Source organism: Glutamicibacter protophormiae (assembly GCF_016894325.1).
In the GTDB taxonomy this organism is placed as follows: Bacteria; Actinomycetota; Actinomycetes; order Actinomycetales; family Micrococcaceae; genus Glutamicibacter; species Glutamicibacter protophormiae.
On sequence record NZ_CP069808.1, the window covers coordinates 19,304 to 44,941 of the forward strand.

Below are 25,638 nucleotides of genomic sequence, written 5' to 3' on the forward strand. Positions count from 1 at the left end.
CCTAACCTGTCAGGGGTGCGCGGCTGGCAAGCTTCGCACCCCTGACAGTACTATTAGCACTATTGGAGGTAATACAGTGACCGCTCAAATTTTCGCCCTCTGCAATCAGAAGGGCGGCGTCGGTAAATCGACGACCACCTTCCACCTGGCACGTTCCGGTGTGCTCCGCGGCCTACGGGTGCTCGTGGTCGACAACGACCCCCAGGGCAACCTCACCGCCGTAGTCACAGCCGAACCAGTAACCGAGGACCAGGCAGGACTAGCCGACGCGCTCAGCTCCCGCGCATCCGAGACCGTGCGTGACGTCATCGTGCCGGGCCTCTGGCCCGGCCTCGACGTTGTACCCACGCCGCTGTATGACGCTCTGGCAAGCGTGCGCGATGAACTGGTGATTGCCGGGGCAGGCCGTGAGGGACGCCTGAGGGAAGCCCTGGCCCCCGTTGCGGAGGACTACGACCTAATCCTGATCGACTGCGCCCCGAGTCTGGACCAGCTCACCATCAATGGGCTGACCGCGGCCCAAGGGGTCATGGTTGTCACACACTCGAAGCAGTGGAGCCTCAGCGGCCTGTCCCAGCTCCTTAACACCGTCGAGAGCGTACGGGCCTACTACAACCCGTCGTTGACGGTGGCGGGCGTCCTCGTCAACCAGCACGAGGAACGAACCGTCAGCGGTCAAACGTGGCTTGATGAGCTGCACACCGCAGCAGAAGCCCGCGACCTGCGCGTGTTGACCCCGCCAATCCCCAAGCGCGTTGTTATTGCAGACGCGGTCGAAGCCGCGCGCGGCCTCGATGAATGGGGGAGCGCCGAAGCGACCACGCTCAGCGCCCTTTACAGCGAACACCTGGCCACCATCGAAGGAGTAAAGCCATGACCCGCCCCACCCCGCGCAAGTCATCCCTTGCCGGTTCAAGCCCCGTCACCCCGCCTCAACCGGCTGCACAGGCGGACCCAGTGCCCGCGGCCAGCGTGCCGGCCGCTCCAGCTACCGCAACGCGGGCAGTGGCGCCGAAGCCGGCCGAGGGCAAAAAGAAGTACCCGCACAAGGTTTCGTTTTACCAAGACCCCGAGGACACCGCCCGGGTGCGTGGTGCGATTCTTTACACGATGACCACCGAGGGAAACCGCAACCTGTCCCAGTTCGTCAACCGCGCCGTGATGGCCGAGGTTGAGCGCCTGGAAACTAAATACAACAACGGCGAGCCCTTCCCATCGGTGGGAGCCCGCGAGATGCCCCAGGGCGGCGCGGCGGCCGCAGGGTCCGAGGACTAAGGCCATGCGGGCGCACGCGGCCGCCGCAGTGGCTTTGTCTGCCCTGCTGGCCGGATGCGCTTCGACGCCTCCGGAATCCGCGACCGCCCTCGTCACTCTCGGCCCGGCCCTGGAATTCCAGGTAGATCATGCCCGCACTGCCGACGAGCAGCGCACGGGCCTGGCTGGCCGGTCCGAGCTGTCGGAGGGCCAGGGCATGCTGTTTTCATTCGCCAGCCAATCAGAACGCCAAGTGTGGATGGCCGGAATGAAATTCCCGATCGACGTCGCCTGGATCGCGGATCACCGCGTGATCGCTGTGCAAACCCTGGAACCCTGCATTGAGGCCGACCAAGATCGCTGTCCGCGCTGGACGTCTCCTAACGACGTCGACGCACTGTTAGAAGTCCGGGCCGGTGCCCTCGCGGGCATCGACGCCGGAACCGTCGTGACCATCCGAGAGGAAACCCCATGAGCGCCACCGACCCCGCAGACACCCCAGCGCAGCCCGATACCAGGGCCGACTACATCGCCCAGGCCATCGCCGCCCTCACGGCGGCAGCACGTACGACACGCACCATCGGTGCGGGAACCGACAATGAGCACACCGAACCGGCCGACTTTGGAGAGATCGCCTGTCACGTCATCACGAGCGTGGCGGCAAACCTTGGCGACGTTGACACGCTGCTGGCCGGTCGTCCCGGCTCCTGGGAAGCTGACTATGTGCGGCAGATCGTCCGCAGCACCACCCCTGAGGAAGAGCTGTTGACCTGGCGGACCGAGCCGGTGCGCCTGCACCTCGATGTTGAGGGCGTGTTCTATGACTTCGGTCTGGAACAACTGTGGGACGAGGAATCCGGACAGGCCATCAAGCACGAGCAGGACGACAGCCTTACCGAGGAACAAGCTGCCCGCGCCGATGCCATCGCCGCGCAAATCGACCGGCTCTGGGAACAGGACCAGGCAGCCTACCGCGAGGCCTACCTGGCTTCGATCCGTCAAGAACTGACCAGGCGCGGGCTCACCGTCGAGGTGGAAGCCATCGACGAGCCCGCCGACGCCCTCACCTGGGAGCCGTTCACCGACGAGCTGCACGAGCTCGCACGAAAAAACACGCCCTTGCCGATGACCGGAGAAGCCCCGGACTGGACCGAGGGTACACCGGCTGACGCGCTGCGCCGGGCCGGTATGACCTACACCGCCCGCGCGCAGGACGCCATCTAATGGCGAACCGAGGCGTAGAGATTATTCCAGCCCAGGACGAAGGCCGCGACCCCATCGACCCACCCTGGACCAAAACGCCAATCCCACCGGAAACAGCCGAGTATCTGGATCGTTTGGCCATCGCTACAGGCAAAGGCCGCGGGGCCTTGATTGCCGAAGCAGTGCGGGCACACTTCGGAGAATCACCCGAATCGTAGACGTCTACGCATGTGTCTATGTGTACGAAACATCGACGTAGGGAGTAACCATGTGCCAGTACAGCAACCGATGCAAGGTCGGCCAGCATCGGCCCGGAACCAAATGTCCGTACGCTAGTTCGACGCGGCTCGACCGAAACTATCTCATGCCTACCCCGTACCGCACGGCCACTCCTTCCCCCGGAAGCTCTGGCCGAGCCTCAGGAGGATCGATGCAGACGCGACGTTATCGGACGGCAGCGGTATCAACAGGAGTCGACGGCCTCGACGTCCTGGCAGCGTTCATCCTGGCCGCGGTCTGGGATGGCAACCCCGACGCCATCAGCACCGGGACAATTCTGTTCGCCGTCTTGCTTGTGCTGCTTCCCCTCGGCTTGGGAGTTTGGTTGACGCGCACCTGCACCGCATGGAACGGAACCGCGGAAGGGCGATGCGCCAGAGCTTGCTACGGCCTGCGACGGTGCGGCATCCCTGAACACAGCAGAAGCACCCAGTTCCTCACGCTGCCCGAAGGCGTGGCGTTGCTGTCCTGGGGAGTTGCCGTCTTGAACATTTGGATTCTTCTTAGCGCCGCCCTGTAGGGGCCTGTCCACTAACGATCGTTTCCGGTAGCGAGTCACTGCCGTTTGAATGTCGACGGGCATGCACTCTTGCGCGACCTACCATACGTATGGTAGGTTTTTCCTCATGCTTTCTAAGATAGAGATTCTGGACGCGTCACTCGACGTTCTCCGGCATGGCGAGCCTCTCACCCTCGACTCCGTAGCGCGTGCTGCTGGACTGACGAAGGCCGGTCTCGTGCACCACTTTCGCACAAAGGAAGTCCTCACCGTAGCTGTCGTCGATCATCTCCTTGACAGATGGGAGCATGATCTACGTCTCCGTCTTGCTGAAGACTCGCCTACCGCTCGTACGCGCGCGTATGTCGACTGGGCTCTCACCGGCGCGCTCGATGCTGCGGATCTGGCGGTGCTCATCGAGCCCCGGCTCCGCGGCAAGCTCACTGCCCTGTGGGAAGAGCGCATGTCTCCGTGGTTCGGTGACCCCACCGACCCGCGTGTGGTGGCGGTACGACTGATGGCCGACGGTGCATGGCTGAACCGTTCGCTCGGCATGCTCCAGCTTCCCGCCGAGGGCCGCAACAAAGTACTTGCGCTGGCCACAAAGCTACTGGCAGAGGAGGTGGCCGAATGAATAAATGGTCCTTTCTTGTCCTCGCCGTATTCCTAGAGGTGAGCGGTTCTCTCTCCCTCAAGGCAGCGCTCGATGCACCAGGTTTCTATGCCGTGGTCGCCGTCGGCTACGTTGGCGCGTTCCTTGCGCTGTTCATGTCGCTGCGCAAGGGGATGGGCCTCGGCGTCGGCTACGGCATCTGGGGTGCCAGCGGCGTTGCGCTCACTGCGATCATGTCGCTCGTCATCTTTGGTGAGCCGTTCACTCTCCTCATGGGCATCGGCATCGCCGCGATCATGGGTGGCGTACTGCTCGTCGAACTCGGCTCTCAAGCAGCCCAGAAGGCACAGGAGATCACTCCGTGACCGCTCTCGCACTCCTCTCCCTCATCGGCGCCATCGTCGGCGAGGTTACCGGCACCGTCTCACTCCGACTCGCCAGCGACGGCAAGAAGCCTTGGTGGATCGGCGTTGCCGTCGGATACGTCTTTGCCTTCACGATGCTCTCCGTGGTGCTCGCCCAGGGCGTCGCGCTCGGAATCGCCTACGGGATCTGGGCGGCCGCCGGCGTCGCGATCACTGCGATCCTCAGTCGGATCTTCTTCAAGGAACCACTCACTTGGGTGATGAGTATCGGCATCATGCTCATCATCGGTGGAGTCCTACTTATCGAACTCGGCGCCGCGCACTAACCCACATCACCGGCGGAGAGGCGAATCGTCGAAGCACCCGCCGATAGGCGCTGTATCTACGTTTCGGGCGCTCCTTGTGGCAACCACCCCGCGCGGGAGCTAAGTTGCGACCGGAAACGATCGTTTTCGGGCCGTCTTGCCTGGCACTCACTATTTCCAGTGACACGCCGCGGTGAGGCGGCCCGAAACTTATGCCCGAAACCAAAACCAACCGAAACTATCTATATACCGTTTTCGGGTGATTTGGTAGAATGAAGTAGGACGATTTTCTTGGAAGGAGCCAGGCCATGGCCGAGAAGTTTGATATTGAGGAACGCTGGCCAGAACTGTTTGCGCAGCTCGACGCCAACCAACGCAATGCCGTTCGGCAGTCGCTGGCCGCGGCCTGGCATGAGGGCTGGGTCCCGAATCGCGAGGACGTCGAGAACCTGACCGACGAGGCCCGCGGCGCGATCGACGAGGCCGAGTATCTGCGCCGTGCCCATGAGGCTGCACTGCGTGCTGCACCGGCTGTAGCCGCACGGTAAGCGCGTGGCTCGGTTCGATACCTGGGAGTCGTATTTCTATCCTCCACCGGACAACTCGACGATGCGCAATGTCGCGGACATTCGCGACCCCAACGCGTTGCATTCATTCGAGTACAGCGCCACCGCGCTAAGACAGCGCCAGCTCAACGCTGACCCCTCCCTGGTTGCCCACACGTACGACGCCGAGCACCTGCGCGCGATCCATCGGCACTTGTTCCAGGACGTCTACGAGTGGGCGGGGGAGTACCGCACCCAGAACATGCTTAAGAGCGGAACGATGCGCGGCTTTGCTGATGTGAATACCGGCGAGATAGACAGCTACCTGGCCTATGCCAAGCGCCTGGTACAGCAGACCGATTGGGGCCGGTTGGACCGTGACCAGTTCGGTGCCGCGGCAGCCAATGTTTTTGCTCATGTGAACCAGGCCCATCCGTTCCGGGAAGGCAACGGGCGCTCCTCAAAAGTGTTCATGGAACATGTGGCCCAACAGTCCCGCTTTACGTTGGACTATGCGCGAGTGAGCCCGCAAGTGTGGAACCAGGCATCGGAGTTCAGCCGCCCGGATATTGGCCGGTACGACGTGGTTCCGGACTCGCTGGTGCCGGTGTTCCGGCACATCGCAGTCGAGCGGACCTCGACGACAACGCCAGGTGTCGACCCGGCGGCACTGGCCCGCTCACCACTGAGCGCCAGTTATCCCAAGGCACCGGGCCGGAGTGCTCCCACAGGGCAGCAGTCCCCGCCCCGTGGCCCCGCTAGGCCTGGCCGCGGCTATGGCACCAACGGACCAGGAATAGGACGATGAGCCACGTTATTGGATATGCCCGAGTGAGCACCCGGGAACAGAACCCCGAGGCCCAGGAGGCCGAGCTGCGCGCGGCCGGGGCAGCCCGCGTATATGTGGATCGTGGCGAGTCCAGCCGGTTCGAGGACCGGCCGCAGTGGATCGCCTGCCTGGACCATCTCATGGCAGGCGATACCCTCGTGATCCGCGCCCTGGATCGCATCGCAGGCAGCGAGCTGATGGCGATTGAAATCATCCGAGACTTGGGCCGCCGCGGCGTGCGCATTAAGAGCCTCACCGAGCCCTTCCTGGATGTTGATACGTCCACGCCCATGGGTGAGGCCATCGTGGGCATCATGGCCGTGCTGGCCCAGCTTCGTATCTCGACGATTCGGGAGAATACCCGCCGCGGCTTGGCTCACGCGCGAGCCCAGGGACGTGTCGGCGGTCGACCCTCGGTGATGACGGCGGAACGGACCGAAGCGGCGGCGAAGATGCGCGCCGAGGGGCAGAGCATCGCGCACATCGCGAAGGTGCTGGGAGTCGGGTCATCGTCCGTGTCCAGGGCGCTGGCCCGCGTCGAGGAGGAGCGCGCAGCGTTCACTTCGATTGTTGATGGAGTCCTGTCCGAGCATGTGCCCGATGAGGCACCGCTTGACGGTTCAGACCATTCTTCCCCCTCGTTACCTTTTTAGTAGCCCCATAAATAAGTAGGATTTGGGGTGGTTGGCCTGTCGGTCCCGGCATGATTAAGTCCCCCAGTCATCAATGATCCGGGGGGTGTTGTCACCGGGATTCGATAGGCGCCAGGGGATCGCTAATGGGGACCGGACCAGCACAATGAACCGCCGTGCAGGTCAGCCGTAACGTGGATGCCGAGCCTTGCCGCCGTAGGACAAGCCAACACCGAAATGAATGACACTATTTCTGGGAGGTTTGCGTTGATCAAGAACCACGAGGACGTCGATATCTTCATCGGCGTCGATGTCGGTAAGAGCAATCACCATGCGGTCGCGATCGACCGTACGGGCAAGAAAATCCTCGACCGTGCACTGCCCCAAGACGAGGCCAAACTCCGTGCCATCATCAAGGCCGTGGCCGGCAAAGGCACCGTGTTGTTGGTCGTTGATCAGCCCTCGACCATCGGCGCCCTGCCCGTTGCTGTGGCCCAGGCCGAGGGAATACTGGTCGGCTACATTCCCGGGCTGGCGATGCGCCGCATCGCGGATTTACATCCCGGAGAAGCCAAGACAGATGCTCGAGACGCTGCCATCATTGCTGAAGCCGCCCGAAGCCTGCCACACACCCTGCGTTCCATCGTCGTCGCCGATGAGCAAGCCGCCGAACTATCGATGCTCTGCGGTTTCGATGACGATCTGGCGAAGCAGGCAACGGCAACCTCGAACCGGATTCGGGGGTTGTTGACCCAGATCCACCCGGCACTGGAGCGGGTGGTGGGAAAGCACCTCGATCACCCCGCCATGGCCGAATTGCTGATCAAATATCCGTCTCCGGATAAGCTCCGCAAGGCCGGCCAGAACCGAGTCACGGCCTTGCTTTTGAAGTATGCGCCGCGGGCTGGGAAACGCTGGGCTACCGAGATCTTCACCGCCCTAGATGAGCAGACCGTGGTAGTCGCTGGAACTGGTGCCGCGAGCATCGTATTGCCGCAGCTCGCTGCCATGCTCAAGCAGCTACGCACGGCCCGTGACGAGCTCCTCGTTCAGGTTGAAACCCTCGTGGAGGATCACCCTCTTCATGCCGTCCTGACCTCTATGCCGGCGGTCGGGGTCAGGACGGAAGCCCGCATCATCACCGAAGTTGCGGGTAAGGAATTCCAGACCTCCGGCCACCTCGCCTCCTACGCTGGGCTGGCCCCGGTGACGTGGCGCTCCGGAACCTCGATCCGAGGCGATCACCCCTCCAAGAAAGGGAACAAGTCCCTCAAGCGGGCTTTCTTTCTCTCCGCGTTCGCGGCTCTGAAAGACCCTCTCTCACGGGCCTACTACGACCGGAAACGCGCCGAAGGCAAACGACACAACCAAGCCCTCATCGCCCTCGCGCGCAGGCGTTGCGACGTTCTCTTCGCGATGCTCCGGGACGGCACATTCTACGAAGCCCCAACCCCGAAAACCGCCTGACCGTTCCGAGCTGTCAGCTGGCGGACACGCACCGCCAGCCACCTACCTCTGCCCAAAAACAGTGGCCCAAAAAACTTTGAAGAAAATCCCTCCAAAGCCTTGACGAAAAACATAGGGACACCACCCGGCCCACCACTGTGCCCAACCAACGACGGCGGGTGGTTCCCTTGATTTCCAAGGGAACCACCCGCCGTCGTACTTCTTGTGAGCGGTGAAACTAGGCCAGGGTGATTAGGTCCAGGTAGTCCGGGTTCCAGAGGTCCTCGTCACCGTCGGGCAGGAGCACCACACGCTCGGGATCCAGGGCCTCCACGGCGCCTTCATCGTGGCTGACAAGCACTACGGCGCCGGTGTAGTTCTTTAGGGCACCAAGAATTTCGGCGCGGCTGGCGGGGTCCAAGTTGTTCGTGGGCTCATCCAGCAGCAACACATTGGCGCTGGACGCCACGATCGTCGCCAAGGCCAGGCGTGTCTTCTCGCCGCCAGAGAGTACCCCGGCCGGCTTGTTGACATCGTCACCGGAGAACAGGAAGGAGCCGAGGATGCCGCGAACTTCGGCGTCGTTCATGTCACCGGCTGCGGAGCGCATGTTTTCCAGAACCGTGCGGGTGACGTCCAGGGTGTCATGCTCCTGGGCGTAGTAGCCCACCTTCAGGCCGTGACCGGCAATGATCTCACCAGTGTCCGGCTTAGCCACGCCCGCAAGCATGCGCAGCAGCGTGGTCTTTCCAGCACCGTTGAGGCCCAAGATGACCACCTTGGAACCACGGTCAATGGCCAGGCTGACATCGGTGAAGATTTCCAGCGAGCCATAGGACTTGCTCAAACCTTCAGCCATGAGCGGGGTCTTGCCACACGGCGAAGGATCGGGGAAGCGCAGCGCTGCCACCTTGTCCTGGGCGCGCACCTCTTCCAGTCCGGCCAGCAGACGCTCGGCACGCTTGGCCATGTTCTGCGCTGCCACGGCCTTGGTGGCCTTGGCGCGCATCTTGTTGGCTTGGTCCATCAGGACGCCAGCCTTCTTTTCCGCGTTGGCGCGTTCCCGGCGTCGGGCACGTTCATCGGTTTCACGCTGGGCCAGGTACTTCTTCCAGCCCAGGTTGTACTGGTCAATCGTGGCCCGGTTCGCGTCCAGGTGGTAGACCTTGTTGACGGTGGCTTCAAGCAGTTCAGTATCGTGACTGATCACAATCAGCCCGCCCTGGTGGCTCTTGAGGAAGTCACGCAACCAGGAGATGGAATCGGCGTCCAAGTGGTTGGTGGGCTCATCGAGCAGCATGGTCTGTGCGCCGGAGAAGAGGATTCGCGCCAGCTCAACGCGGCGGCGCTGACCACCGGAAAGAGTCTTCAACGGCTGGTTCAGGATTCGTTCGGGCAAGGCAAGGTTGGAAGAGATCGCGGCAGCCTCGGCCTCGGCAGCGTAACCGCCACCTGCGAGGAACTCCTGCTCCAAGCGATCGTAGCGACGCATGGCCTTGTCACGAATGTTGGTGTCGTCGCTGGCCATGTCAGTCTCGGCCTTGCGCAGTTTGGTAATGACCTTGTCCAGGTCACGAGCCGAAAGGATCCGGTCCTTGGCCAACTGCTCCATGTCAGGGGTGCGGGGGTCCTGCGGGAGGTAGCCAATTTCACCGGAACGGGTGACCTTGCCACCGGCTGGAAGACCTTCTCCGGCGAGGACACGGGTCAACGTGGTCTTGCCGGCACCGTTGCGCCCCACCAGCCCAACCTTGTCACCTTTGTCGATGCGGAATGACACTTCGTCCATGAGCAACCGCGCTCCGGCGCGTAACTCAAGGTCTTGGACCGTAATCAACGTAGTAACCTTTCAAAGAATGGGTAGGTGCCGAACACGCCAGCCGCAACCAGCAAGTGCTTGCCAAGGGCGTTGGACAACCTCCTTAGTCTAACGACGTTCCGGCACAACGAGAATCCCCCGCGAAGAAAGTACTAAGAATGAATCGAACATCACGCCAGACAAAGACGTCTGAGTCCGCCTCACAGATTGGGCACACCGCCAATCCGGGCCGCCGCCGCCAGCGCTGGGGCGCCATGGACCTTTCCCTCATTGCCGTTTTCGCCGCACTCCTGGCCGCCTCGATTGCCGTTCCCGGCATCAATGTGGGCCCCTTCGGCGTGGCCATCACCTTGCAAACCTTGGTCGTTGCAATGTGTGGACTAGTTGTGATGTCCAGGGACGTTGTTGAGTCGGTCGAAGGGTACGCCGCCAATCGCAGAGTGGTGTCGGTGGTGGTTGTAGAAGTGGAGCCAGCCGGGCAGCGCCAGGCGTCGTTCGGCCTCTGAACCGTAAAACCTGGCATAGGCCCAGCCGTCCCCGAGCGTGCGGTGGAATCGCTCGATCTTCCCGTTCGTCTGCGGCCGGTAGGGGCGTGTCCGCTTGTGTCGGATGCCGAGCCGAGCGCAGAAGTCCCTCCATGCGTGGGATCTGTATGCCGACCCGTTGTCGGATAGGACTCGCTCGACGGTCACGCCTCGTTCGGCGAACCAGGCCACGGCGCGTTCGAGAACTCCCACCGCTGTGCTCGCCTGCTCATCCGACCAGATTTCTGCGTATGCGACGCGGGAGTGGTCGTCGATGACTGTGTGAACGAACGCCGTCCCGGTGCGCGGCTTGTGATCTTTTCCTCGTGGTAATCCCGGAGTCGCGAGCTTGTTCCGTGCGCCTTGCTGCCGACCTACGTAACGATGTCCACCGCCGTCGGGGATGTTGCCGAACTTCGTGACATCGACATGAATCAACGATCCCGGATGAGGATGCTCATATCGCCGCAATGGCTCGCCAGTGACACGATCGATATGCGAGAGGCGGTTCACGCGGCAACGGACGAGGACCGCGTGAACAGTCGACGTCGAGAGACCAAGTCGCGCAGCGATCTGGGCTGGCCCCAGTCGAAGCCGCCAGCGCAGGTTGATGATCTTCTTCTTGACATGCTCGGGCGTCCTGCCTGGGATCCGGTGCGGCTTGCTGGAGCGATCCTGCATCCCAAACTCACCCTCTTCCCGGTAGCGGCCTGCCCATTTCCGGGCAGTGATCGGGGAGACCATGAACATCTTTGCGGCGATCGTGGCCGGATAGCCGTCTTCGACAATCAGCCGGGCTAACCGGAGACGGGCACGAGGAGTGAGAAGAGCGTTCGGATGGGTCATCAATTGGCCTCCGCCGCGGTCTTCGTAAGCGCGCGTCTGGTGAGAAGCATGATGACGAGAGCGATCGCTGTCAGCACCGAAGCGACCCAAACCGGCGCGAGCAGCCCCAGCCCGGTCGCGAGCCCGAGCGCACCAAGCACGGGCCCCGCTGCAGCTCCGATATTCAATGCTGCGGTTGCGTACGAACCGCCCATCGTTGGCGCACCCGATGCTGCATACAGCACACGCGTGATCAGAGTACTGCCGACGCCGAACGACAGGAATCCCTGAACGAGGACGAGGACGATAAGCGCGACGGGATGAGATGCGACCACTGCCAACACGATCCAGCCTGTCAGCAATAGCGGTCCGCCGACTGCGAGCACGAGGCCAGGTCGTTGATCTGATAGTCGTCCTGCGATCGTGACGCCAAGGAACGATCCGATGCCGAACATCACCAGCGCGACGGACACCCACGCTTCGGCCAAGCCCGCGGTCTCGGTCACGATGGGTGCCAGGAAGGTGAATGCCGCAAAGGTCCCTCCGTTGATCAGCGCTCCGAGTACCATGGCCAGGATGAGCCGCGGCGTCGCCAACTGGCTGAGCTCGACACGGAGCCTTGGTGAGGTCGCGCTAGTCTCGCTCCGACCAACATTGTTCGTGACGCCACGAATGACTCCAACGGCCGCAGGAATACAGAGGATGGCGATCGCCCAGAACGTCGTTCGCCAGCCCAGCGCTGTGCCGAGCAGTGCCCCGGCGGGGACGCCCACGACGGTTGCGATCGTCGTGCCGGAGAGCAGGATCGACAGTGCACGCCCCTTCTGGTTCGCTGGCACGAGGGTAGTGGCCATGCTCAGTGCTACGGCGAGGAGTCCTGCGTTTGCGAGAGCGCTGAGCACCCGGGTGATGAGCAGGAGAGAGAACACTGGTGTCATCGCTCCGATGACGTGGCTTCCCGCGAACACGAGAAGGCAAACGATCAATGTGAGCCGCGGTGGCCAACGGCGAGCGAATGCCGCCATCACTGGCGCGCCGACGACCATACCGACTGCGAATGCGGAGGTCAGCAGGCCCGCAGTGCCGACCGAGACGTCAAGTTCGGTCGCGATCGCGGGGAGCAATCCCGCGAGCATGAATTCTGAAGTGCCCATGACGAAGACCGCCAGGGCAAGCATGTAGAGGGCAAAAGGCATCGAGTACTCCGAGGTGTGAGATCAAGAAATGGTTCTTCTTGTCACCACGGCCAGCGCCCCGGGTACGCCAGACATACGCCCACACAGATCGTGGGCGTCGTAACTAGTGGTTCAAGGGGCTGGCGGTGTGACCGACAACCCCTGACCTGTCTGATTCGGGACTCGACATGCCCCAAACTCTACCATGCCTTCAATGGCGAGCGGTCTGGACAGATACTTCTTGAATCGGCACGGTGTCATTACGGGCGGGGGCCAGAACAACGTCCCTGGACATCACAACTAGTTCTGGGCTTTGCCCGCGGCACCGCCGCCGTTGGCCTGTACGTACTGTTGGGGCTCATTGGCCTGCCCATCTTTAGCGGCTTCCGCGCAGGACCGGCCGTCCTCGCCAGCCCGTCAGCTGGCTACATTGTGGGCTTCATCTTCGGCGCAGCGGTTATTGGTTTGCTGGCAACGTTGGCCGTTCGTAGCCGGTGGCGCGCCGCGGCCTTGTTCGGGGCAGCAATGGCCGGAACCGTCGTAATCCACGTCTTTGGCATTGTGGGCTTTGTTATGAAGGGCATGAATTGGGCCACGGCCGTGGGTGCCGATGCCATTTACCTCCCCGGCGACATCATCAAGAACGTGCTTGCCGTCGTCATTGCGCTGAGCCTGCACCGGGCCTTCCCTGATCTTTTGGTGCGCCGCCAACGGTGACTGATTCCTCAAACCGCGGCATTGTTCTGGCTCAGGCTGGAGTCACCGTGCCGCCAGCAGATCCCCGCACGCAGCAAGCAAAGCAAATCCTGGCCCCCGTTTCCCTGACGTTGACCGAGCAGCGAGTCGCCATCATTGGCGCCAACGGCTCCGGCAAATCAACCCTGTTGCGGCTCCTGAACGGGCTGCTCCTGCCCACCACTGGCACGGTCACCGTGAACGGCCGCAGCACTCATAGTGATGTGGCGGCCGTTCGGCGCAGCGTGGGGTTTGTCTTCACCGATCCCCTCTCGCAACTGGTCATGCCCACGCCGCAGGAGGACCTCGAGCTGTCCTTGCGCCGTCAGAAGTTGGGTAAAAAGGAGCGCCGGGACAAGGCGCTGGCCATCTTGGCGAGTTACGGGCTGGAACATCTTGCACAGAGCAGTATTTACGAGCTCTCTGGTGGCGAGCGGCAGCTGACCGCACTAGCAACTGTCTTGGCCGTTGATCCGGACATTTTGGTGTTGGATGAGCCCTCCACGCTGCTGGATCTGCGTAACACTCGCCAGCTCATGCAGCGCCTGAATGGCCTGCCACAACAGGTCATCATGTCCACCCACGATCTCTCTCTGGCCGCCACTTTTGACCGTGCTTTGGTGATCGATCAAGGCCAGGTAGCGTTCGACGGCGATCCTCACCAGGCCATTGCCGCTTACCAGGAGATGGCGGGCTAGTGCGCGGTCACGCTTTCATGGTTGCCGGGTACGTTCCCGGCGACTCGCTCATTCACCGTACGCCGCTTGCGCTCAAGGCCGCCCTATTGTTCGCCGTTGCCGTGCTGTGCCTGGCATCTCCACTAATTTCAGTCCTCGTGGGCGCTGTTACCACCACGGCAACCATGGTGCTGGTGATAGCTGCCCATTTTGTTACTGGCTTGTCTTGGCAGCGGATGTGGCGAGCTGTCCGGATGATGCTGATCTTCTTGGCGCTCATTGCCACCTATCAGTGGTGGCAGCACGGTCCGTGGACGGCATGGCAGGTCATTGCCGCCATCGTGGCCACGGTACTAGCTTCCAATGTTCTGACTGCTTCCACTCCTGTGGACGAACTCTTGGATGGGTTGGCCGCACTGGTCCGGCCGCTAGAGCGCTTCGGTGCGGACCCGGACCGGTTCTCACTCACGGTTGCCCTGATGCTGCGCAGCATCCCGTTTGTGATTGGTGCGTTTGCCGATGTTCGGGACGCAGCCCGCGCCCGGGGTCTGGAACGCAACTTGCTGGCCCGTTCGCTGCCCGTGGTCATCGCCACCGTGGGGTACGCCCGGGCCACGGGTGAGGCACTGGCCGCCCGTGGCCTGGGCGATCCCAGCCCCGAGTATTCAGAGTACGACGGCGACTCCCCCACCTGACGCTGGCTACCGCCGCGGCTACCTCGCGCATGAGAGGGAAGCCGCGGCTTCGGCACTGGTGTTGAGCCCCCTTTGGTCTGGGACACCATTGACTATTACTGAACGTGCCACGAGGGTTAGCTCATGAACATCCAGCAGATTCCAAGCTTGCGTATCGTGATCGGCATACTCGCTCTTGGTGCCCTGATGGCCCAACTCTTCGTCATCCCTTTAACGGCCGTGAGCTACGCGTCCGTCTATCCCGAGGCTGCGTCCTTGGCCATTCCCTACATGGTTGCATTCATTGTTGCGGTTGTGGGCGTTGAGCTAGCCCTGTTGGCAGGGTGGAAAATACTCGCGATCGCGAAGCAAGAGGGAAGCCTCACCAGTTCAGCAATGGGACGGATTGAATTCATAACAGCCAGCCTGGTTTTCACAGCCATTGTCATGGTGGGTATCTTTGCGCATGCCTGCTTCTTCACCACCCTTGGCAGTCCCGCCACTCTCTTCGGCCTCCTCGTCTCTTTGGGCTTGGGCGCAGGCGCGCTCATCTTCAGGAAGTCAGTGAAACGCCACTTGGACGCACGGACTCTTCACGGAGGTTTGGAGCACGCCTTTCCCGCATTCTGAGGGAACCGATCAATGCCCATCTCAGCCTTCGGCTCCCCGTTACCTTTTTAGTAGCCCCATAAATAAGTAGGATTTGGGGTGGTTGGCCTGTCGGTCCCGGCATGATTAAGTCCCCCAGTCATCAATGATCCGGGGGGTGTTGTCACCGGGATTCGATAGGCGCCAGGGGATCGCTAATGGGGACCGGACCAGCACAATGAACCGCCGTGCAGGTCAGCCGTAACGTGGATGCCGAGCCTTGCCGCCGTAGGACAAGCCAACACCGAAATGAATGACACTATTTCTGGGAGGTTTGCGTTGATCAAGAACCACGAGGACGTCGATATCTTCATCGGCGTCGATGTCGGTAAGAGCAATCACCATGCGGTCGCGATCGACCGTACGGGCAAGAAAATCCTCGACCGTGCACTGCCCCAAGACGAGGCCAAACTCCGTGCCATCATCAAGGCCGTGGCCGGCAAAGGCACCGTGTTGTTGGTCGTTGATCAGCCCTCGACCATCGGCGCCCTGCCCGTTGCTGTGGCCCAGGCCGAGGGAATACTGGTCGGCTACATTCCCGGGCTGGCGATGCGCCGCATCGCGGATTTACATCCCGGAGAAGCCAAGACAGATGCTCGAGACGCTGCCATCATTGCTGAAGCCGCCCGAAGCCTGCCACACACCCTGCGTTCCATCGTCGTCGCCGATGAGCAAGCCGCCGAACTATCGATGCTCTGCGGTTTCGATGACGATCTGGCGAAGCAGGCAACGGCAACCTCGAACCGGATTCGGGGGTTGTTGACCCAGATCCACCCGGCACTGGAGCGGGTGGTGGGAAAGCACCTCGATCACCCCGCCATGGCCGAATTGCTGATCAAATATCCGTCTCCGGATAAGCTCCGCAAGGCCGGCCAGAACCGAGTCACGGCCTTGCTTTTGAAGTATGCGCCGCGGGCTGGGAAACGCTGGGCTACCGAGATCTTCACCGCCCTAGATGAGCAGACCGTGGTAGTCGCTGGAACTGGTGCCGCGAGCATCGTATTGCCGCAGCTCGCTGCCATGCTCAAGCAGCTACGCACGGCCCGTGACGAGCTCCTCGTTCAGGTTGAAACCCTCGTGGAGGATCACCCTCTTCATGCCGTCCTGACCTCTATGCCGGCGGTCGGGGTCAGGACGGAAGCCCGCATCATCACCGAAGTTGCGGGTAAGGAATTCCAGACCTCCGGCCACCTCGCCTCCTACGCTGGGCTGGCCCCGGTGACGTGGCGCTCCGGAACCTCGATCCGAGGCGATCACCCCTCCAAGAAAGGGAACAAGTCCCTCAAGCGGGCTTTCTTTCTCTCCGCGTTCGCGGCTCTGAAAGACCCTCTCTCACGGGCCTACTACGACCGGAAACGCGCCGAAGGCAAACGACACAACCAAGCCCTCATCGCCCTCGCGCGCAGGCGTTGCGACGTTCTCTTCGCGATGCTCCGGGACGGCACATTCTACGAAGCCCCAACCCCGAAAACCGCCTGACCGTTCCGAGCTGTCAGCTGGCGGACACGCACCGCCAGCCACCTACCTCTGCCCAAAAACAGTGGCCCAAAAAACTTTGAAGAAAATCCCTCCAAAGCCTTGACGAAAAACATAGGGACACCCCCCGATAAATGCCGCCCTGCACACCACAGACCCCCGTCCAGGGTGCGGCGTAGCCGCATCACGCAGTGACGCGAAGCGCCCTTGACGGGGGTCTGTGGTGTGTAATCATTTGGGCATCGGGGGGAGGGGAACCACCACCACCGAGGCCGTGCACGGGCCGCGATATTCTTACTGCAACGTATCGATGCAAAGGTGACTTGCGGCCGGTGTGCGGGCGGTCAGCCAGGGTCCCGCTGTCCACCTGTGGGCGGGACAAGACCGAAGGAAATATCTTGTGCCGTCCACAGGTGGTCAGGGGGCTGGATCACGATCGCGACGACGATTCTTCGACGCCCTGAGGGGCGTCTTTTTTGTCGGAACCTGGATCGGACTGCGCAGCAGACTTCGGGCCGGTTTTACGCGTGGAGCGCCGACGGGCGCGCACCTTCTTGTCCGGCTCGGCGTAGCCGATTTTGCGCAGCTCCTCGACTGACCACCCGGCCGTCATTGCAGCGTTGAACGCCTTGACGTCCTCACGCTCAGCATCGGCAATTCGTTTCGCAATCTGGGCTTGCAGTTCGGCAAGTTCTCGGGCCGTCTCCTCGCGCACATCTGCGAGATTCTGGCGCGCTTCTCCGACCAAGCGGATGGCGCTAATTCGATCTTCCTGTGCACGCCGGGCGCGCTCCACTGCTTCTTCAATACTCGGTTCCTTAGCCATACGTCCATCGTACGGAAGATGCACGGGCGCGTCGATGTTTCATCGACTTAAAAGAGAAGTCGCGGCGGAGCCGCAACCGCTCGCGTCTGCCAACGCGAGAAAACCGGATCGGTGTCCCAGACGGAGCAAGCTATAGACTTAGGTCCCCTAAGTCGCTTTGTCCTCGACTTCGTGTCGAGGATGGGGCACACTAGAAGTGTGGTCCCCGCATTAGGCGGGGTCGCTGCGCTGGGCCGAAAGAAGGTGATCCCGTTGGGTGACGAGCAGACTCCCACAGGTCGCTTGTTCGCGCGCCGACGTCGTGCCAACGTCGAAGGCGGTCGGCAGCACCATCACAAGGTGAAGGTGACGCCGGAAGAAGAAGGCATGTTGCTTCGGCTGGCCGAGGCCCAGCACGTCACAATTCCTCGCCTCCTGGTGGAATCGGCTCTGGCTTCGGAGTCCTCCGAAACACCCACGCAGCGAAAGCAAGCGATGGCGGAACTGTTCGCGTTGCATCGGTTGCTGGCGGCCATTTCCAACAACGTGAACCAGATCGCCCGACATGCGAACGCCACTGGTGAGGTGGAGCCTGCCACCGTCTCGACACTGGCCAAGGTTCGTGAAGTTGCCGAACGCATTGATGCGGCAATTGATGGGTTGAGCTTGTCATGATGCCGAACATCGTGCGCGGTGATCGCATGGCCGGATTGATGACTTACCTGGCTGGCCCCGGCCGCTCCAATGAACACACTGAACCGCACCTTGTAGCCGGTGACGCGGCCATGATGGCCTGGCACGATGACGCCGAACTGAGCCGTGATGCTGCGCTGGCCATTGCCCGACACCTCGACCGTCCGCGCAAGGCCTACGAAGTGGAGGTCAACGGCGGCCATGTCTGGCACTGCTCCCTGTCGCTGCGTGCCGATGAAGGGGCGCTGTCCGATGAAAAGTGGAACGCGATCGCCAACGATTTCGTGAAGGCCATGGGATTCGACGACAACGAGGGGACTAAGGCCCCGTGCCGTTGGGTTGCCGTGCACCACGGAGTCTCGAAGAACGGCAACGACCACATACACCTGGCGGTGAACCTGGTTCGTGAGGATGGCACCAAGGCCTCCGTCCATAACGACTTCCGCCGCGCGCAGGCCGCCGCGCGTGCTCTTGAAGTAGAGCATGGTTTGGAACCCCTGGAATCTGCCCAGGCCCAACGCGCTACCCGCGGTTACGATCCTGCCGAACGCGAAGCCCAGGCACGTTCCCGCGCCCGAGCAAAGTACGAACGTACCCGGACCAAGCAGGGCAAGAAGGCCCCATCCTGGGAGAGCCTTTCCGGGTCGGAGCGCAAGGCACACATCGCTGCCGAGCTGCGCGCCGACCAACCCCGTTTCCTGCTTTCCTTGAAGGTGCGAGCTGCATCGACGGCAAGTAGTAGCGAAGCGGAGTTCGTGCGCCGGATGCGCCGTGACGGGCTGTTGGTCCGCGCCCGGTTTGCCGACGGACGAACTGATGTTGTGACCGGCTATTCCGTGGCCGAACGTCCCGAAGCCGGAGAACGGCCGATCTGGTACGGCGGGGGACACCTTGGCCGTGATCTGACGCTGCCGAGGCTACGTGATGGCTGGCCCGATACTCCCACCGGAGCGACCGAGGCCGCCGCCGAATGGAATGCCGCTAAGCGCGGCCGCCGCATTGTCGCGCCGGGCCGCGAAGCGCACGAGCCCAATCCGGAATTGTGGGATCAGCGCAACGCTGAACTGCGTGAGCTGGTGGACCGGCTGCGTGCTGTCCCAGTCGATGACCGTGACACCTGGGCGACCGTGGCGCGTCAAACCTCCGGGGCCTTGGCCGCCTGGTCCAACGCGACCGAGAGCACGCCCGGAGACCTCGCTGCCGCGGCCGAAGCGCTGTCCCGTTCGGCGCAAACGTATGAGCGTACCGTGAGCCCTGAAAAGGCCGGCACGGTGGCCCTGTCCGGTGCAGCCATGCTCTTGGCCAGCGCTGCCCATGGGGGACAGGGCACTGTCGCCCAGGCGGCAATGGTGCGCCAGCTCTTGCGTCTGACCCAGGCAGTGTATGACGCTTCCGTGGCAGGACAGCAGGCACGGCAAGCGAAGCTGCTGGCCGAGGAGACCCGCGCGCGGCTGGTCCGCGTTCGTGATGCCATGCCTCAGGTGCCTACCGCAGCCAGCGCCAATGGCACCGCCACGGCAACCATTGAACGCCCGTGCACGCTTGATCCCGAGGCGCAGGCCATGCTTGACCGGCTGCACGCCGGGCAGGGTAAGCCCGCCACCGCGGCGGCTTCACCCATCCCCAACAAGATCGAACCAGCCAAGACCCATCAGACCACCAAGCCGGGTATGGACCGCGGCCCGGAACGATAGAAAAGGGGGCCGATCATGGCCGAGGAAACAGATGGAATTGAGGAAGCCTTCGAAGGCCAATTGAGGGTCCTGGTCACCGCTGCCGGGCAAATTGCCGAACGGATGGCCAGAGCCCGCGAGGACGCCTTGCGCCGAGCGCAAGCGGCCAGCGAGCAGGATGCCCGCGAGCTGCAATCCCGGTTCGCCGCAGAACAGCGCGCCGCCCGGGCGGAGATGAGCAACGTTCATCGCGCCGAGTGGTGGGACCGGGCCACCCCGGAGCAGATCGGCCACACCTACCAGGTGGCCCGAGCCTGGTCCAAGGAGGAACCCGAAGCGGTTCGAGCTGAACAGAGAATGCGTGATGAGCTGCGCACCCGCTACTCGGTAGACGTCGAGAATGCGGGAGCGGACCCCGAGGCAGTACGCCAGGCTGTCCAACGCGAGCTGGCCAGGTCGGAGCATGAGCGGGCGGCTGCGGCCGCCGAACAGTCACGCTCCGAGCTGGAACGAGCCGAAGCGCAACGGCTGATGACGATGGCAGACCAGGACGAGCGCCGGGCCGAGGAATCCCGGGCGGCTGCCGAGCATGAGCCGGACCCCGAGGAACGCGTGCGTGCTGCCGCCGAAGCTGAACAGCGCGAGGCACAGGCCGACCGTGCCCGAGAGGACGGGCGCACCGTCTACGACAGTGCCGAGCGTCGCGTAGGCACCGCTCAGAGTCTCGAAGCCCAGGGCATCGACCGCGAGGTGGTGGCCACGCGCATGCGGGCTGACGTCAGCCAGGGCAAGCCCGCCACCGAGGCTGTCAAGGGCGCCGGGAAGGCCAAAGCACCCAAGGCCCGCAAGACCCGCGGCCACGGCACCCAAGTCCAACGAGCGGGCCTGGATCGGTGAGAACCGAACCCACGACCCACAACACAGAGAGGGACCGCACCTACCAGGTGCGGTCCCTCCTTTGCGTTGCTTGCTACGTTGCAGGCGATGGCATCGGTTCCAACCGGCGTACGAGCTTCACCAGCAAGCCCAAGACCAGGAAGCCGATAAACAGCGCTCCAAGGCCAGCAGGCACAGCCCAGAGCCACAGCCAGGCACTCGTCTGTGCGTGTGGGTACATCGCAGAAATCAGGATGGAGGGAGTGCTGATGATGGCCAGAGCCACGACGGCAGCGGGCAAGCTGGCCACCAAGGCCTTGGCAGAGCCCGACAGAACGTTTTCAGAAGGCATGACGTGCTTGAAGGTATTGCGGCCCAAGCACCATAGCGCCATGAGGCTGATGGTCAGCAATGACCACCAGAGAGCATATCCAGGGGCCCGACCCCCGGAAAGTAGACACCGTGGGGTGAACAAAAGTAGGTGTAAGCCTATCAGACCTTAAGCGGCTTGGGACTCGAACTCATCGGGAGTTTGGTACCCGCACCAAGTGTGCCGACGGCACGTGTTGTAGCGCACGCACCACCGGAAGACGTCTCTGCGGCAGATCAGTTGATTGGCGAAGGTCTTCGCATCTTTGAGGACCTCCCGCTTTAAAGCTGCGTTGAACGACTCGGCGAGCGAATTATCCGCGCTGGTTCCCACCGCGCCCATCGACTGGGCAACGCCCAAGCGCTTGCATGTTGCCTGGAACTGCGACGAGGTATACACGCTTCCATGATCCGAGTGGAAAATCGCACCATCAAGACCTCCTCGCAGGTGGGAAGCGTTTTCGAGGGCCTCTTCTACCAGTTCGGTACGCATGTGATTTGCGATAGCAAAGCCGACAAGCTTGCGAGAAAAGCAATCAATCACTGTTGCTAAGTACATGTTCGCCCCGTCTGCGATCGGCAGATACGTAATATCGCCAACCAACACACGATTGGCAGCACAGGCTGTGAAATCACGGTTCACCAAGTCTGCGAACACGCGCCGGCCTTTGTCACGCGCAGTGGTCTTGACCCTGCGCTTCTTTTGAAATCCGAACAGGTTCTGGGCCCGCATCAAACGAGCCACTCTCTTGCGATTGATGCGCTTAGCCGGAGGTGTAGTGCCGTTGTCGCGCTTGCGGTCGTTGAGTTCAGCAGTGATGCGACGAGCGCCCCAGACGCCGTTTTCAGCGTCGAAAATTGCCTGGATCTCCGCGGCCACCACAGCGTCATCTACAAGGCGCGCACGGCGCCGTGGAGCCGAGTTCTTCCACTTGTAATACGAAGACCGATTTAGCCCCAGGACTGTGCACATCCGCTTGACCGAGTAGTCGGCGAGATTGTCGTCAACGAACTGGAAGCGGATCACCAGGTCGTCTCTTCCGCAAAATACTTCGCGGCCTTACGCAGAATATCGCGCTCTTCACGAAGCCTTTTGTTTTCGCGTTCTAGCTGGCGGATTCTTTCCGCATCAGCAAGCTTTTCTACGGGTGACGCTGCATCTTCATCCTTGGCGACGTTAGTGCCGAATTGCTTGTACCAGCATCCCAAAGTCGAGCGATTGATTCCGAGTTCTTCTGCGACCTTGCGCATTGAGGTATCCGGGTTCGACTCGAACATCGCGACGGCGTCGCGCTTGAACTGTTCCGTGTAAACCTTGCGGGGCATGGTGGTAGATTACCTTCCTTCCCAACCACACTGGCTGGAATCAGAGGTGTCTACCTAACGGGGGTCAGGTCCAAGGCGGGAACGTTTCCGGATGGAAACAAGCCATCAACCAAATGGCCGTCGCCTACCCGGACCGCTTCGACAAATACCTATAAACCAAACCCCACACAAACAACTTGACCCGCTCGGATATAATAGCCCCATGTTGATTTCAGGTACCGCTTTCCTGCGGTTGCGCACCAACCGCTAAGGCGGTTTCCTACCCGTAGGTTAAAAACCACTCCGGTCCTTTAGCCGGGCGGCCATTTGCCATGCCCGGCTCCTTTCAACTCCAAGGAGCACACCTGATGTCTGCATACGGACACGGCCGTCACGAACATGGCCAAAATTTTCTCACCGACCACAAGTTCATCAACTCCATCATCGATCTTGTAAAACAAACCTCCGGCCCCATCATTGAGATAGGACCAGGAAGCGGTGCCCTCACTCACCCGATGGCCCACTTGGGGAGGGCGATAACGGCAGTTGAAGTGGACGCAAAACTAGCTGCCAAACTCACACAAGAAACCTCCTCGGCGACGGTCGAAGTGGTCCATGATGATTTCCTTAACTTCCGGTTACCCGCCACTCCCTGCGTCATTGTGGGAAACATTCCCTTTCACCTCACCACTGCCATTCTTCGAAAGTTGCTGCATGCGCCGGCATGGACTGACGCTGTACTCCTCATGCAGTGGGAAGTCGCTCGCCGCCGGGCCGGAGTAGGCGCAAGCACGATGATGACGGCTCAGTGGTCCCCATGGTTCACATTTCACCTTGGTTCCCGGGTACCGAGGTCTGCTTTGCGGCCACAGCCAAACGTTGACGGGGGGATCTTAGTGATCCGCCGGGTGGATGACCCGAAGATTCCGATAAAGCAGCGCAAAGCCTTTCAAGCGATGGTGCACACCGTTTTCACCGCCCGGGGCCGCGGGATAGGGGAAATTCTCCGAAGGGCAGGGATGTTTTCATCACGTTCAGAAACACAATCATGGTTGCGCTCGCGAGGAATCGACCCCGCGACCCTACCTCCCAGATTGTGCACCAGCGACTGGATCGATCTCTTCCAGGTGACTGGTTCCTCTTCACCGCACCATCGACCCATTTCACCATCGGGAAGTAGTCAACGACCTCCTCAACGGAAAAACCGAATCCGGCGGCGTTAATCCCCCACCAAAACCGAAATCCACCAGTAGTACTAAAAAGTGAGCGAAGTCTGGCCGTAGACGTATCGATCACGGACAGCTCGCGGGGTTCGTTGTACTCGTTGAGGAAAATCATGTTCGCGACCATGGACCACATCCCAAAACATGGGCGCGGCATGTTCGAACAAGCGTTGGGTTAATTGTTGGTGAGTTTCGCGTAATCGGCAAACAGCAGCTTCTGGCACTGACGCTCCGAAGTGAGCTTGCGCGCCGCCCCCATTGCTTTATCCACTTCCCGATCGAGCGCGTCATGCGCCTTCACCAGTTCTGGTGCCATGGCCAGCGGGTTGTAGTGCTCGGCAAGAGATCGCTCCGGGTGCAGCGCGCGAACGTCGAGGAACTTTCTGCCCAGCCTTGATGATGCGCTTCTGAGTAGCTTCATCGAGTTCTGGGACGGGGAAGGTGTTCCACATCAGGATGCTGGAGAAACGATAATCCGATTTGATTCTTCCGCCTAGAGTTCTTTGCCAAATGATGAACATCGATGAAGAAATGAAGCCGAATTGTCGCCCGTCTGGGGTCAGATACCAGCATGTTGGCATCGCCGCGGATTACTGAGGGAGAGTTGGTTTGAGCAGTCCAGTATTTGCGGGTTTCACTAACGTGGCGAGGAGTAACTACATAATCTGTGGCAGGTTGGCGTATCTCGCCGAACAAGTCTGAAGTGCCCCAGGTTTTGTTCCGTTTGATGAAACCCGTTTTTGAAACAACGCACAGAGCACAACCCACGCCGATGCCAAGGCTTCCGCAACATCGACTACCCCATCAAACCCACGACAGTGGGATTCACACCCTCAATCGGGCCCGACCCCCGGAAAGTAGACACCGTGGGGTGAACAAAAGTAGGTGTAAGCCTATCAGACCTTAAGCGGCTTGGGACTCGAACTCATCGGGAGTTTGGTACCCGCACCAAGTGTGCCGACGGCACGTGTTGTAGCGCACGCACCACCGGAAGACGTCTCTGCGGCAGATCAGTTGATTGGCGAAGGTCTTCGCATCTTTGAGGACCTCCCGCTTTAAAGCTGCGTTGAACGACTCGGCGAGCGAATTATCCGCGCTGGTTCCCACCGCGCCCATCGACTGGGCAACGCCCAAGCGCTTGCATGTTGCCTGGAACTGCGACGAGGTATACACGCTTCCATGATCCGAGTGGAAAATCGCACCATCAAGACCTCCTCGCAGGTGGGAAGCGTTTTCGAGGGCCTCTTCTACCAGTTCGGTACGCATGTGATTTGCGATAGCAAAGCCGACAAGCTTGCGAGAAAAGCAATCAATCACTGTTGCTAAGTACATGTTCGCCCCGTCTGCGATCGGCAGATACGTAATATCGCCAACCAACACACGATTGGCAGCACAGGCTGTGAAATCACGGTTCACCAAGTCTGCGAACACGCGCCGGCCTTTGTCACGCGCAGTGGTCTTGACCCTGCGCTTCTTTTGAAATCCGAACAGGTTCTGGGCCCGCATCAAACGAGCCACTCTCTTGCGATTGATGCGCTTAGCCGGAGGTGTAGTGCCGTTGTCGCGCTTGCGGTCGTTGAGTTCAGCAGTGATGCGACGAGCGCCCCAGACGCCGTTTTCAGCGTCGAAAATTGCCTGGATCTCCGCGGCCACCACAGCGTCATCTACAAGGCGCGCACGGCGCCGTGGAGCCGAGTTCTTCCACTTGTAATACGAAGACCGATTTAGCCCCAGGACTGTGCACATCCGCTTGACCGAGTAGTCGGCGAGATTGTCGTCAACGAACTGGAAGCGGATCACCAGGTCGTCTCTTCCGCAAAATACTTCGCGGCCTTACGCAGAATATCGCGCTCTTCACGAAGCCTTTTGTTTTCGCGTTCTAGCTGGCGGATTCTTTCCGCATCAGCAAGCTTTTCTACGGGTGACGCTGCATCTTCATCCTTGGCGACGTTAGTGCCGAATTGCTTGTACCAGCATCCCAAAGTCGAGCGATTGATTCCGAGTTCTTCTGCGACCTTGCGCATTGAGGTATCCGGGTTCGACTCGAACATCGCGACGGCGTCGCGCTTGAACTGTTCCGTGTAAACCTTGCGGGGCATGGTGGTAGATTACCTTCCTTCCCAACCACACTGGCTGGAATCAGAGGTGTCTACCTAACGGGGGTCAGGTCC

At 61.2% G+C, this 25,638-nt stretch carries 31 protein-coding genes and 1 pseudogene; 22 read left to right on the forward strand and 10 right to left on the reverse strand.

Translation table 11 applies throughout. The features are described from left to right. Window positions 1-76: 76 nt before the first annotated feature. The 12 genes from JQN66_RS18260 (at window position 77) to JQN66_RS18320 (ending at window position 7,991) form a co-directional block, all read left to right on the forward strand. Window positions 77-877, forward strand: coding sequence for a ParA family protein (locus JQN66_RS18260; protein WP_204677863.1), 801 nt, complete (start codon window positions 77-79; stop codon window positions 875-877). Next, entirely contained in the window at window positions 874-1,275 is a 402-nt protein-coding gene (locus tag JQN66_RS18265; protein WP_204677864.1) for a ParB family protein, read from the forward strand. Before JQN66_RS18260 ends, JQN66_RS18265 begins: the two co-directional genes overlap by 4 nt. Window positions 1,276-1,279: 4 nt before the next feature. Then, complete coding sequence (locus JQN66_RS18270; protein ID WP_204677866.1) at window positions 1,280-1,729, forward strand: DUF192 domain-containing protein; 450 nt, start codon at window positions 1,280-1,282, stop codon at window positions 1,727-1,729. Next, window positions 1,726-2,478 (forward strand): hypothetical protein, encoded by a 753-nt coding sequence (locus tag JQN66_RS18275; protein ID WP_204677868.1) that lies wholly within the window; start codon window positions 1,726-1,728, stop codon window positions 2,476-2,478. The genes JQN66_RS18270 and JQN66_RS18275 overlap by 4 nt, the downstream gene beginning before the upstream one ends. 409 nt (window positions 2,479-2,887) lie before the next feature. Continuing rightward, on the forward strand, window positions 2,888-3,256 hold the full coding sequence (locus JQN66_RS18285) for a hypothetical protein (protein WP_204677870.1): 369 nt from the start codon (window positions 2,888-2,890) through the stop codon (window positions 3,254-3,256). A 106-nt stretch (window positions 3,257-3,362) separates the two neighbouring features. Beyond that, the gene (locus tag JQN66_RS18290) at window positions 3,363-3,869 is read left to right on the forward strand and encodes a TetR/AcrR family transcriptional regulator (RefSeq protein ID WP_204677789.1); all 507 of its coding nucleotides are present in this window, start codon (window positions 3,363-3,365) and stop codon (window positions 3,867-3,869) included. Then, window positions 3,866-4,213, forward strand: coding sequence for a DMT family transporter (locus tag JQN66_RS18295; RefSeq protein ID WP_204677791.1), 348 nt, complete (start codon window positions 3,866-3,868; stop codon window positions 4,211-4,213). Before JQN66_RS18290 ends, JQN66_RS18295 begins: the two co-directional genes overlap by 4 nt. Beyond that, window positions 4,210-4,539: a DMT family transporter gene (locus JQN66_RS18300; RefSeq protein ID WP_204677793.1), complete on the forward strand. Its 330-nt coding sequence runs from the start codon at window positions 4,210-4,212 to the stop codon at window positions 4,537-4,539. Before JQN66_RS18295 ends, JQN66_RS18300 begins: the two co-directional genes overlap by 4 nt. Before the next feature lie 287 nt (window positions 4,540-4,826). Continuing rightward, window positions 4,827-5,066 (forward strand): antitoxin VbhA family protein, encoded by a 240-nt coding sequence (locus tag JQN66_RS18305; RefSeq protein ID WP_204677795.1) that lies wholly within the window; start codon window positions 4,827-4,829, stop codon window positions 5,064-5,066. Between the two features lie 4 nt (window positions 5,067-5,070). After that, window positions 5,071-5,871: a Fic/DOC family protein gene (locus tag JQN66_RS18310; protein WP_204677797.1), complete on the forward strand. Its 801-nt coding sequence runs from the start codon at window positions 5,071-5,073 to the stop codon at window positions 5,869-5,871. After that, the gene (locus tag JQN66_RS18315; protein WP_204677799.1) at window positions 5,868-6,545 is read left to right on the forward strand and encodes a recombinase family protein; all 678 of its coding nucleotides are present in this window, start codon (window positions 5,868-5,870) and stop codon (window positions 6,543-6,545) included. The genes JQN66_RS18310 and JQN66_RS18315 overlap by 4 nt, the downstream gene beginning before the upstream one ends. Window positions 6,546-6,761: 216 nt before the next feature. Continuing rightward, window positions 6,762-7,991, forward strand: a complete 1,230-nt coding sequence (locus tag JQN66_RS18320) for an IS110 family RNA-guided transposase (protein ID WP_183645216.1) — start codon at window positions 6,762-6,764, stop codon at window positions 7,989-7,991. A gap of 217 nt (window positions 7,992-8,208) precedes the next feature. Here JQN66_RS18320 and JQN66_RS18325 read toward each other — a convergent pair whose 3' ends face one another. The 4 genes from JQN66_RS18325 to JQN66_RS18760 form a co-directional block, all read right to left on the reverse strand. Then, on the reverse strand, window positions 8,209-9,807 hold the full coding sequence (locus tag JQN66_RS18325; RefSeq protein WP_204677801.1) for an ABC-F family ATP-binding cassette domain-containing protein: 1,599 nt from the start codon (window positions 9,805-9,807) through the stop codon (window positions 8,209-8,211). Between the two features lie 362 nt (window positions 9,808-10,169). Next, a complete protein-coding gene (locus JQN66_RS18330; RefSeq protein WP_012359994.1) occupies window positions 10,170-11,159 on the reverse strand; it encodes an IS481-like element IS5564 family transposase in 990 nt (329 codons plus the stop codon). After that, window positions 11,159-12,334: a chloramphenicol efflux MFS transporter Cmx gene (gene cmx / locus JQN66_RS18335; protein ID WP_204677723.1), complete on the reverse strand. Its 1,176-nt coding sequence runs from the start codon at window positions 12,332-12,334 to the stop codon at window positions 11,159-11,161. Before cmx ends, JQN66_RS18330 begins: the two co-directional genes overlap by 1 nt. A 21-nt stretch (window positions 12,335-12,355) precedes the next feature. Continuing rightward, the gene (locus JQN66_RS18760) at window positions 12,356-12,409 is read right to left on the reverse strand and encodes a chloramphenicol resistance leader peptide (RefSeq protein WP_011113070.1); all 54 of its coding nucleotides are present in this window, start codon (window positions 12,407-12,409) and stop codon (window positions 12,356-12,358) included. 15 nt (window positions 12,410-12,424) lie between these two features. Here JQN66_RS18760 and JQN66_RS18345 point away from each other — a divergent pair, with 15 nt between their 5' ends. The 5 genes from JQN66_RS18345 to JQN66_RS18365 all read left to right on the forward strand — a co-directional run bounded on the left by JQN66_RS18345 (window position 12,425) and on the right by JQN66_RS18365 (window position 16,526). Continuing rightward, the gene (locus JQN66_RS18345; RefSeq protein ID WP_204677803.1) at window positions 12,425-13,030 is read left to right on the forward strand and encodes a biotin transporter BioY; all 606 of its coding nucleotides are present in this window, start codon (window positions 12,425-12,427) and stop codon (window positions 13,028-13,030) included. Then, window positions 13,027-13,746 (forward strand): energy-coupling factor ABC transporter ATP-binding protein, encoded by a 720-nt coding sequence (locus JQN66_RS18350; protein ID WP_420870955.1) that lies wholly within the window; start codon window positions 13,027-13,029, stop codon window positions 13,744-13,746. Before JQN66_RS18345 ends, JQN66_RS18350 begins: the two co-directional genes overlap by 4 nt. Further along, on the forward strand, window positions 13,746-14,420 hold the full coding sequence (locus JQN66_RS18355; RefSeq protein WP_204677805.1) for an energy-coupling factor transporter transmembrane component T family protein: 675 nt from the start codon (window positions 13,746-13,748) through the stop codon (window positions 14,418-14,420). Before JQN66_RS18350 ends, JQN66_RS18355 begins: the two co-directional genes overlap by 1 nt. A 123-nt stretch (window positions 14,421-14,543) precedes the next feature. Continuing rightward, on the forward strand, window positions 14,544-15,029 hold the full coding sequence (locus JQN66_RS18360; RefSeq protein WP_204677807.1) for a DUF2975 domain-containing protein: 486 nt from the start codon (window positions 14,544-14,546) through the stop codon (window positions 15,027-15,029). A gap of 267 nt (window positions 15,030-15,296) precedes the next feature. Beyond that, window positions 15,297-16,526, forward strand: coding sequence for an IS110 family RNA-guided transposase (locus tag JQN66_RS18365; RefSeq protein WP_183645216.1), 1,230 nt, complete (start codon window positions 15,297-15,299; stop codon window positions 16,524-16,526). 427 nt (window positions 16,527-16,953) lie between these two features. On the opposite strand, the gene JQN66_RS18370 is transcribed toward JQN66_RS18365, so the two are convergent. Next, the gene (locus JQN66_RS18370; protein ID WP_204677809.1) at window positions 16,954-17,349 is read right to left on the reverse strand and encodes a hypothetical protein; all 396 of its coding nucleotides are present in this window, start codon (window positions 17,347-17,349) and stop codon (window positions 16,954-16,956) included. A gap of 243 nt (window positions 17,350-17,592) precedes the next feature. On the opposite strand from JQN66_RS18370, the gene JQN66_RS18375 reads away from it, so the two are divergent. From JQN66_RS18375 to JQN66_RS18385, 3 genes are read left to right on the forward strand one after another with little or no spacing between them, the layout of a single operon-like run. Beyond that, on the forward strand, window positions 17,593-18,003 hold the full coding sequence (locus tag JQN66_RS18375) for a MobC family plasmid mobilization relaxosome protein (RefSeq protein ID WP_326965372.1): 411 nt from the start codon (window positions 17,593-17,595) through the stop codon (window positions 18,001-18,003). Next, window positions 18,000-19,715 (forward strand): relaxase/mobilization nuclease domain-containing protein, encoded by a 1,716-nt coding sequence (locus JQN66_RS18380; RefSeq protein WP_204677813.1) that lies wholly within the window; start codon window positions 18,000-18,002, stop codon window positions 19,713-19,715. The genes JQN66_RS18375 and JQN66_RS18380 overlap by 4 nt, the downstream gene beginning before the upstream one ends. Before the next feature lie 15 nt (window positions 19,716-19,730). Further along, the gene (locus JQN66_RS18385) at window positions 19,731-20,591 is read left to right on the forward strand and encodes a hypothetical protein (RefSeq protein ID WP_204677815.1); all 861 of its coding nucleotides are present in this window, start codon (window positions 19,731-19,733) and stop codon (window positions 20,589-20,591) included. A 73-nt stretch (window positions 20,592-20,664) separates the two neighbouring features. On the opposite strand, the gene JQN66_RS18390 is transcribed toward JQN66_RS18385, so the two are convergent. Both JQN66_RS18390 and JQN66_RS18395 read right to left on the reverse strand, forming a co-directional pair. Beyond that, entirely contained in the window at window positions 20,665-20,982 is a 318-nt protein-coding gene (locus JQN66_RS18390) for a hypothetical protein (RefSeq protein ID WP_239464254.1), read from the reverse strand. Between the two features lie 87 nt (window positions 20,983-21,069). Continuing rightward, window positions 21,070-22,265, reverse strand: a protein-coding gene (locus JQN66_RS18395; RefSeq protein WP_226557223.1) for an IS3 family transposase whose coding sequence is annotated in 2 segments (ribosomal slippage) — window positions 21,070-21,983 and window positions 21,983-22,265 — 1,197 coding nt in all. Because the reading frame shifts where the segments join, the coding sequence is not laid out codon by codon here. 202 nt (window positions 22,266-22,467) lie between these two features. On the opposite strand from JQN66_RS18395, the gene JQN66_RS18765 reads away from it, so the two are divergent. Both JQN66_RS18765 and erm read left to right on the forward strand, forming a co-directional pair. Further along, on the forward strand, window positions 22,468-22,515 hold the full coding sequence (locus JQN66_RS18765; RefSeq protein WP_011116968.1) for an erythromycin resistance leader peptide: 48 nt from the start codon (window positions 22,468-22,470) through the stop codon (window positions 22,513-22,515). Window positions 22,516-22,612: 97 nt separating this feature from the next. Further along, window positions 22,613-23,467, forward strand: coding sequence for a 23S ribosomal RNA methyltransferase Erm (gene erm, locus JQN66_RS18405; protein ID WP_204677819.1), 855 nt, complete (start codon window positions 22,613-22,615; stop codon window positions 23,465-23,467). 175 nt (window positions 23,468-23,642) lie between these two features. On the opposite strand, the gene JQN66_RS18410 is transcribed toward erm, so the two are convergent. The 3 genes and pseudogenes from JQN66_RS18410 to JQN66_RS18415 form a co-directional block, all read right to left on the reverse strand. Next, the gene (locus JQN66_RS18410; RefSeq protein ID WP_196600466.1) at window positions 23,643-23,888 is read right to left on the reverse strand and encodes a type IIL restriction-modification enzyme MmeI; all 246 of its coding nucleotides are present in this window, start codon (window positions 23,886-23,888) and stop codon (window positions 23,643-23,645) included. Between the two features lie 61 nt (window positions 23,889-23,949). Next, window positions 23,950-24,048 (reverse strand): annotated as a pseudogene (locus JQN66_RS18770) (hypothetical protein); the annotation flags it as partial. A gap of 322 nt (window positions 24,049-24,370) precedes the next feature. Further along, a protein-coding gene (locus JQN66_RS18415; protein WP_226557223.1) for an IS3 family transposase occupies window positions 24,371-25,566 on the reverse strand; the annotation gives its coding sequence in 2 pieces (ribosomal slippage) (window positions 24,371-25,284 and window positions 25,284-25,566; 1,197 coding nt in all). Between the last annotated feature and the right edge of the window lie 72 nt (window positions 25,567-25,638).

What these genes read in the sequence shown, in the direction of transcription:
- JQN66_RS18315 (WP_204677799.1), top strand. Translation starts at nt 5,868, where the DNA reads ATGAGCCACGTTATTGGATATGCCCGAGTGAGCACCCGGGAACAGAAC.
- JQN66_RS18295 (WP_204677791.1), top strand. Translation starts at nt 3,866, where the DNA reads ATGAATAAATGGTCCTTTCTTGTCCTCGCCGTATTCCTAGAGGTGAGC.
- JQN66_RS18365 (WP_183645216.1), top strand. Translation starts at nt 15,297, where the DNA reads ATGAATGACACTATTTCTGGGAGGTTTGCGTTGATCAAGAACCACGAG.
- JQN66_RS18290 (WP_204677789.1), top strand. Translation starts at nt 3,363, where the DNA reads ATGCTTTCTAAGATAGAGATTCTGGACGCGTCACTCGACGTTCTCCGG.
- JQN66_RS18360 (WP_204677807.1), top strand. Translation starts at nt 14,544, where the DNA reads ATGAACATCCAGCAGATTCCAAGCTTGCGTATCGTGATCGGCATACTC.
- JQN66_RS18320 (WP_183645216.1), top strand. Translation starts at nt 6,762, where the DNA reads ATGAATGACACTATTTCTGGGAGGTTTGCGTTGATCAAGAACCACGAG.
- JQN66_RS18370 (WP_204677809.1), bottom strand. Translation starts at nt 17,349, where the DNA reads ATGGCTAAGGAACCGAGTATTGAAGAAGCAGTGGAGCGCGCCCGGCGT.
- JQN66_RS18305 (WP_204677795.1), top strand. Translation starts at nt 4,827, where the DNA reads ATGGCCGAGAAGTTTGATATTGAGGAACGCTGGCCAGAACTGTTTGCG.
- JQN66_RS18380 (WP_204677813.1), top strand. Translation starts at nt 18,000, where the DNA reads ATGATGCCGAACATCGTGCGCGGTGATCGCATGGCCGGATTGATGACT.
- JQN66_RS18275 (WP_204677868.1), top strand. Translation starts at nt 1,726, where the DNA reads ATGAGCGCCACCGACCCCGCAGACACCCCAGCGCAGCCCGATACCAGG.
- cmx (WP_204677723.1), bottom strand. Translation starts at nt 12,334, where the DNA reads ATGCCTTTTGCCCTCTACATGCTTGCCCTGGCGGTCTTCGTCATGGGC.
- JQN66_RS18270 (WP_204677866.1), top strand. Translation starts at nt 1,280, where the DNA reads ATGCGGGCGCACGCGGCCGCCGCAGTGGCTTTGTCTGCCCTGCTGGCC.
- erm (WP_204677819.1), top strand. Translation starts at nt 22,613, where the DNA reads ATGTCTGCATACGGACACGGCCGTCACGAACATGGCCAAAATTTTCTC.
- JQN66_RS18385 (WP_204677815.1), top strand. Translation starts at nt 19,731, where the DNA reads ATGGCCGAGGAAACAGATGGAATTGAGGAAGCCTTCGAAGGCCAATTG.
- JQN66_RS18285 (WP_204677870.1), top strand. Translation starts at nt 2,888, where the DNA reads ATGCAGACGCGACGTTATCGGACGGCAGCGGTATCAACAGGAGTCGAC.
- JQN66_RS18330 (WP_012359994.1), bottom strand. Translation starts at nt 11,159, where the DNA reads ATGACCCATCCGAACGCTCTTCTCACTCCTCGTGCCCGTCTCCGGTTA.
- JQN66_RS18265 (WP_204677864.1), top strand. Translation starts at nt 874, where the DNA reads ATGACCCGCCCCACCCCGCGCAAGTCATCCCTTGCCGGTTCAAGCCCC.
- JQN66_RS18410 (WP_196600466.1), bottom strand. Translation starts at nt 23,888, where the DNA reads ATGAAGCTACTCAGAAGCGCATCATCAAGGCTGGGCAGAAAGTTCCTC.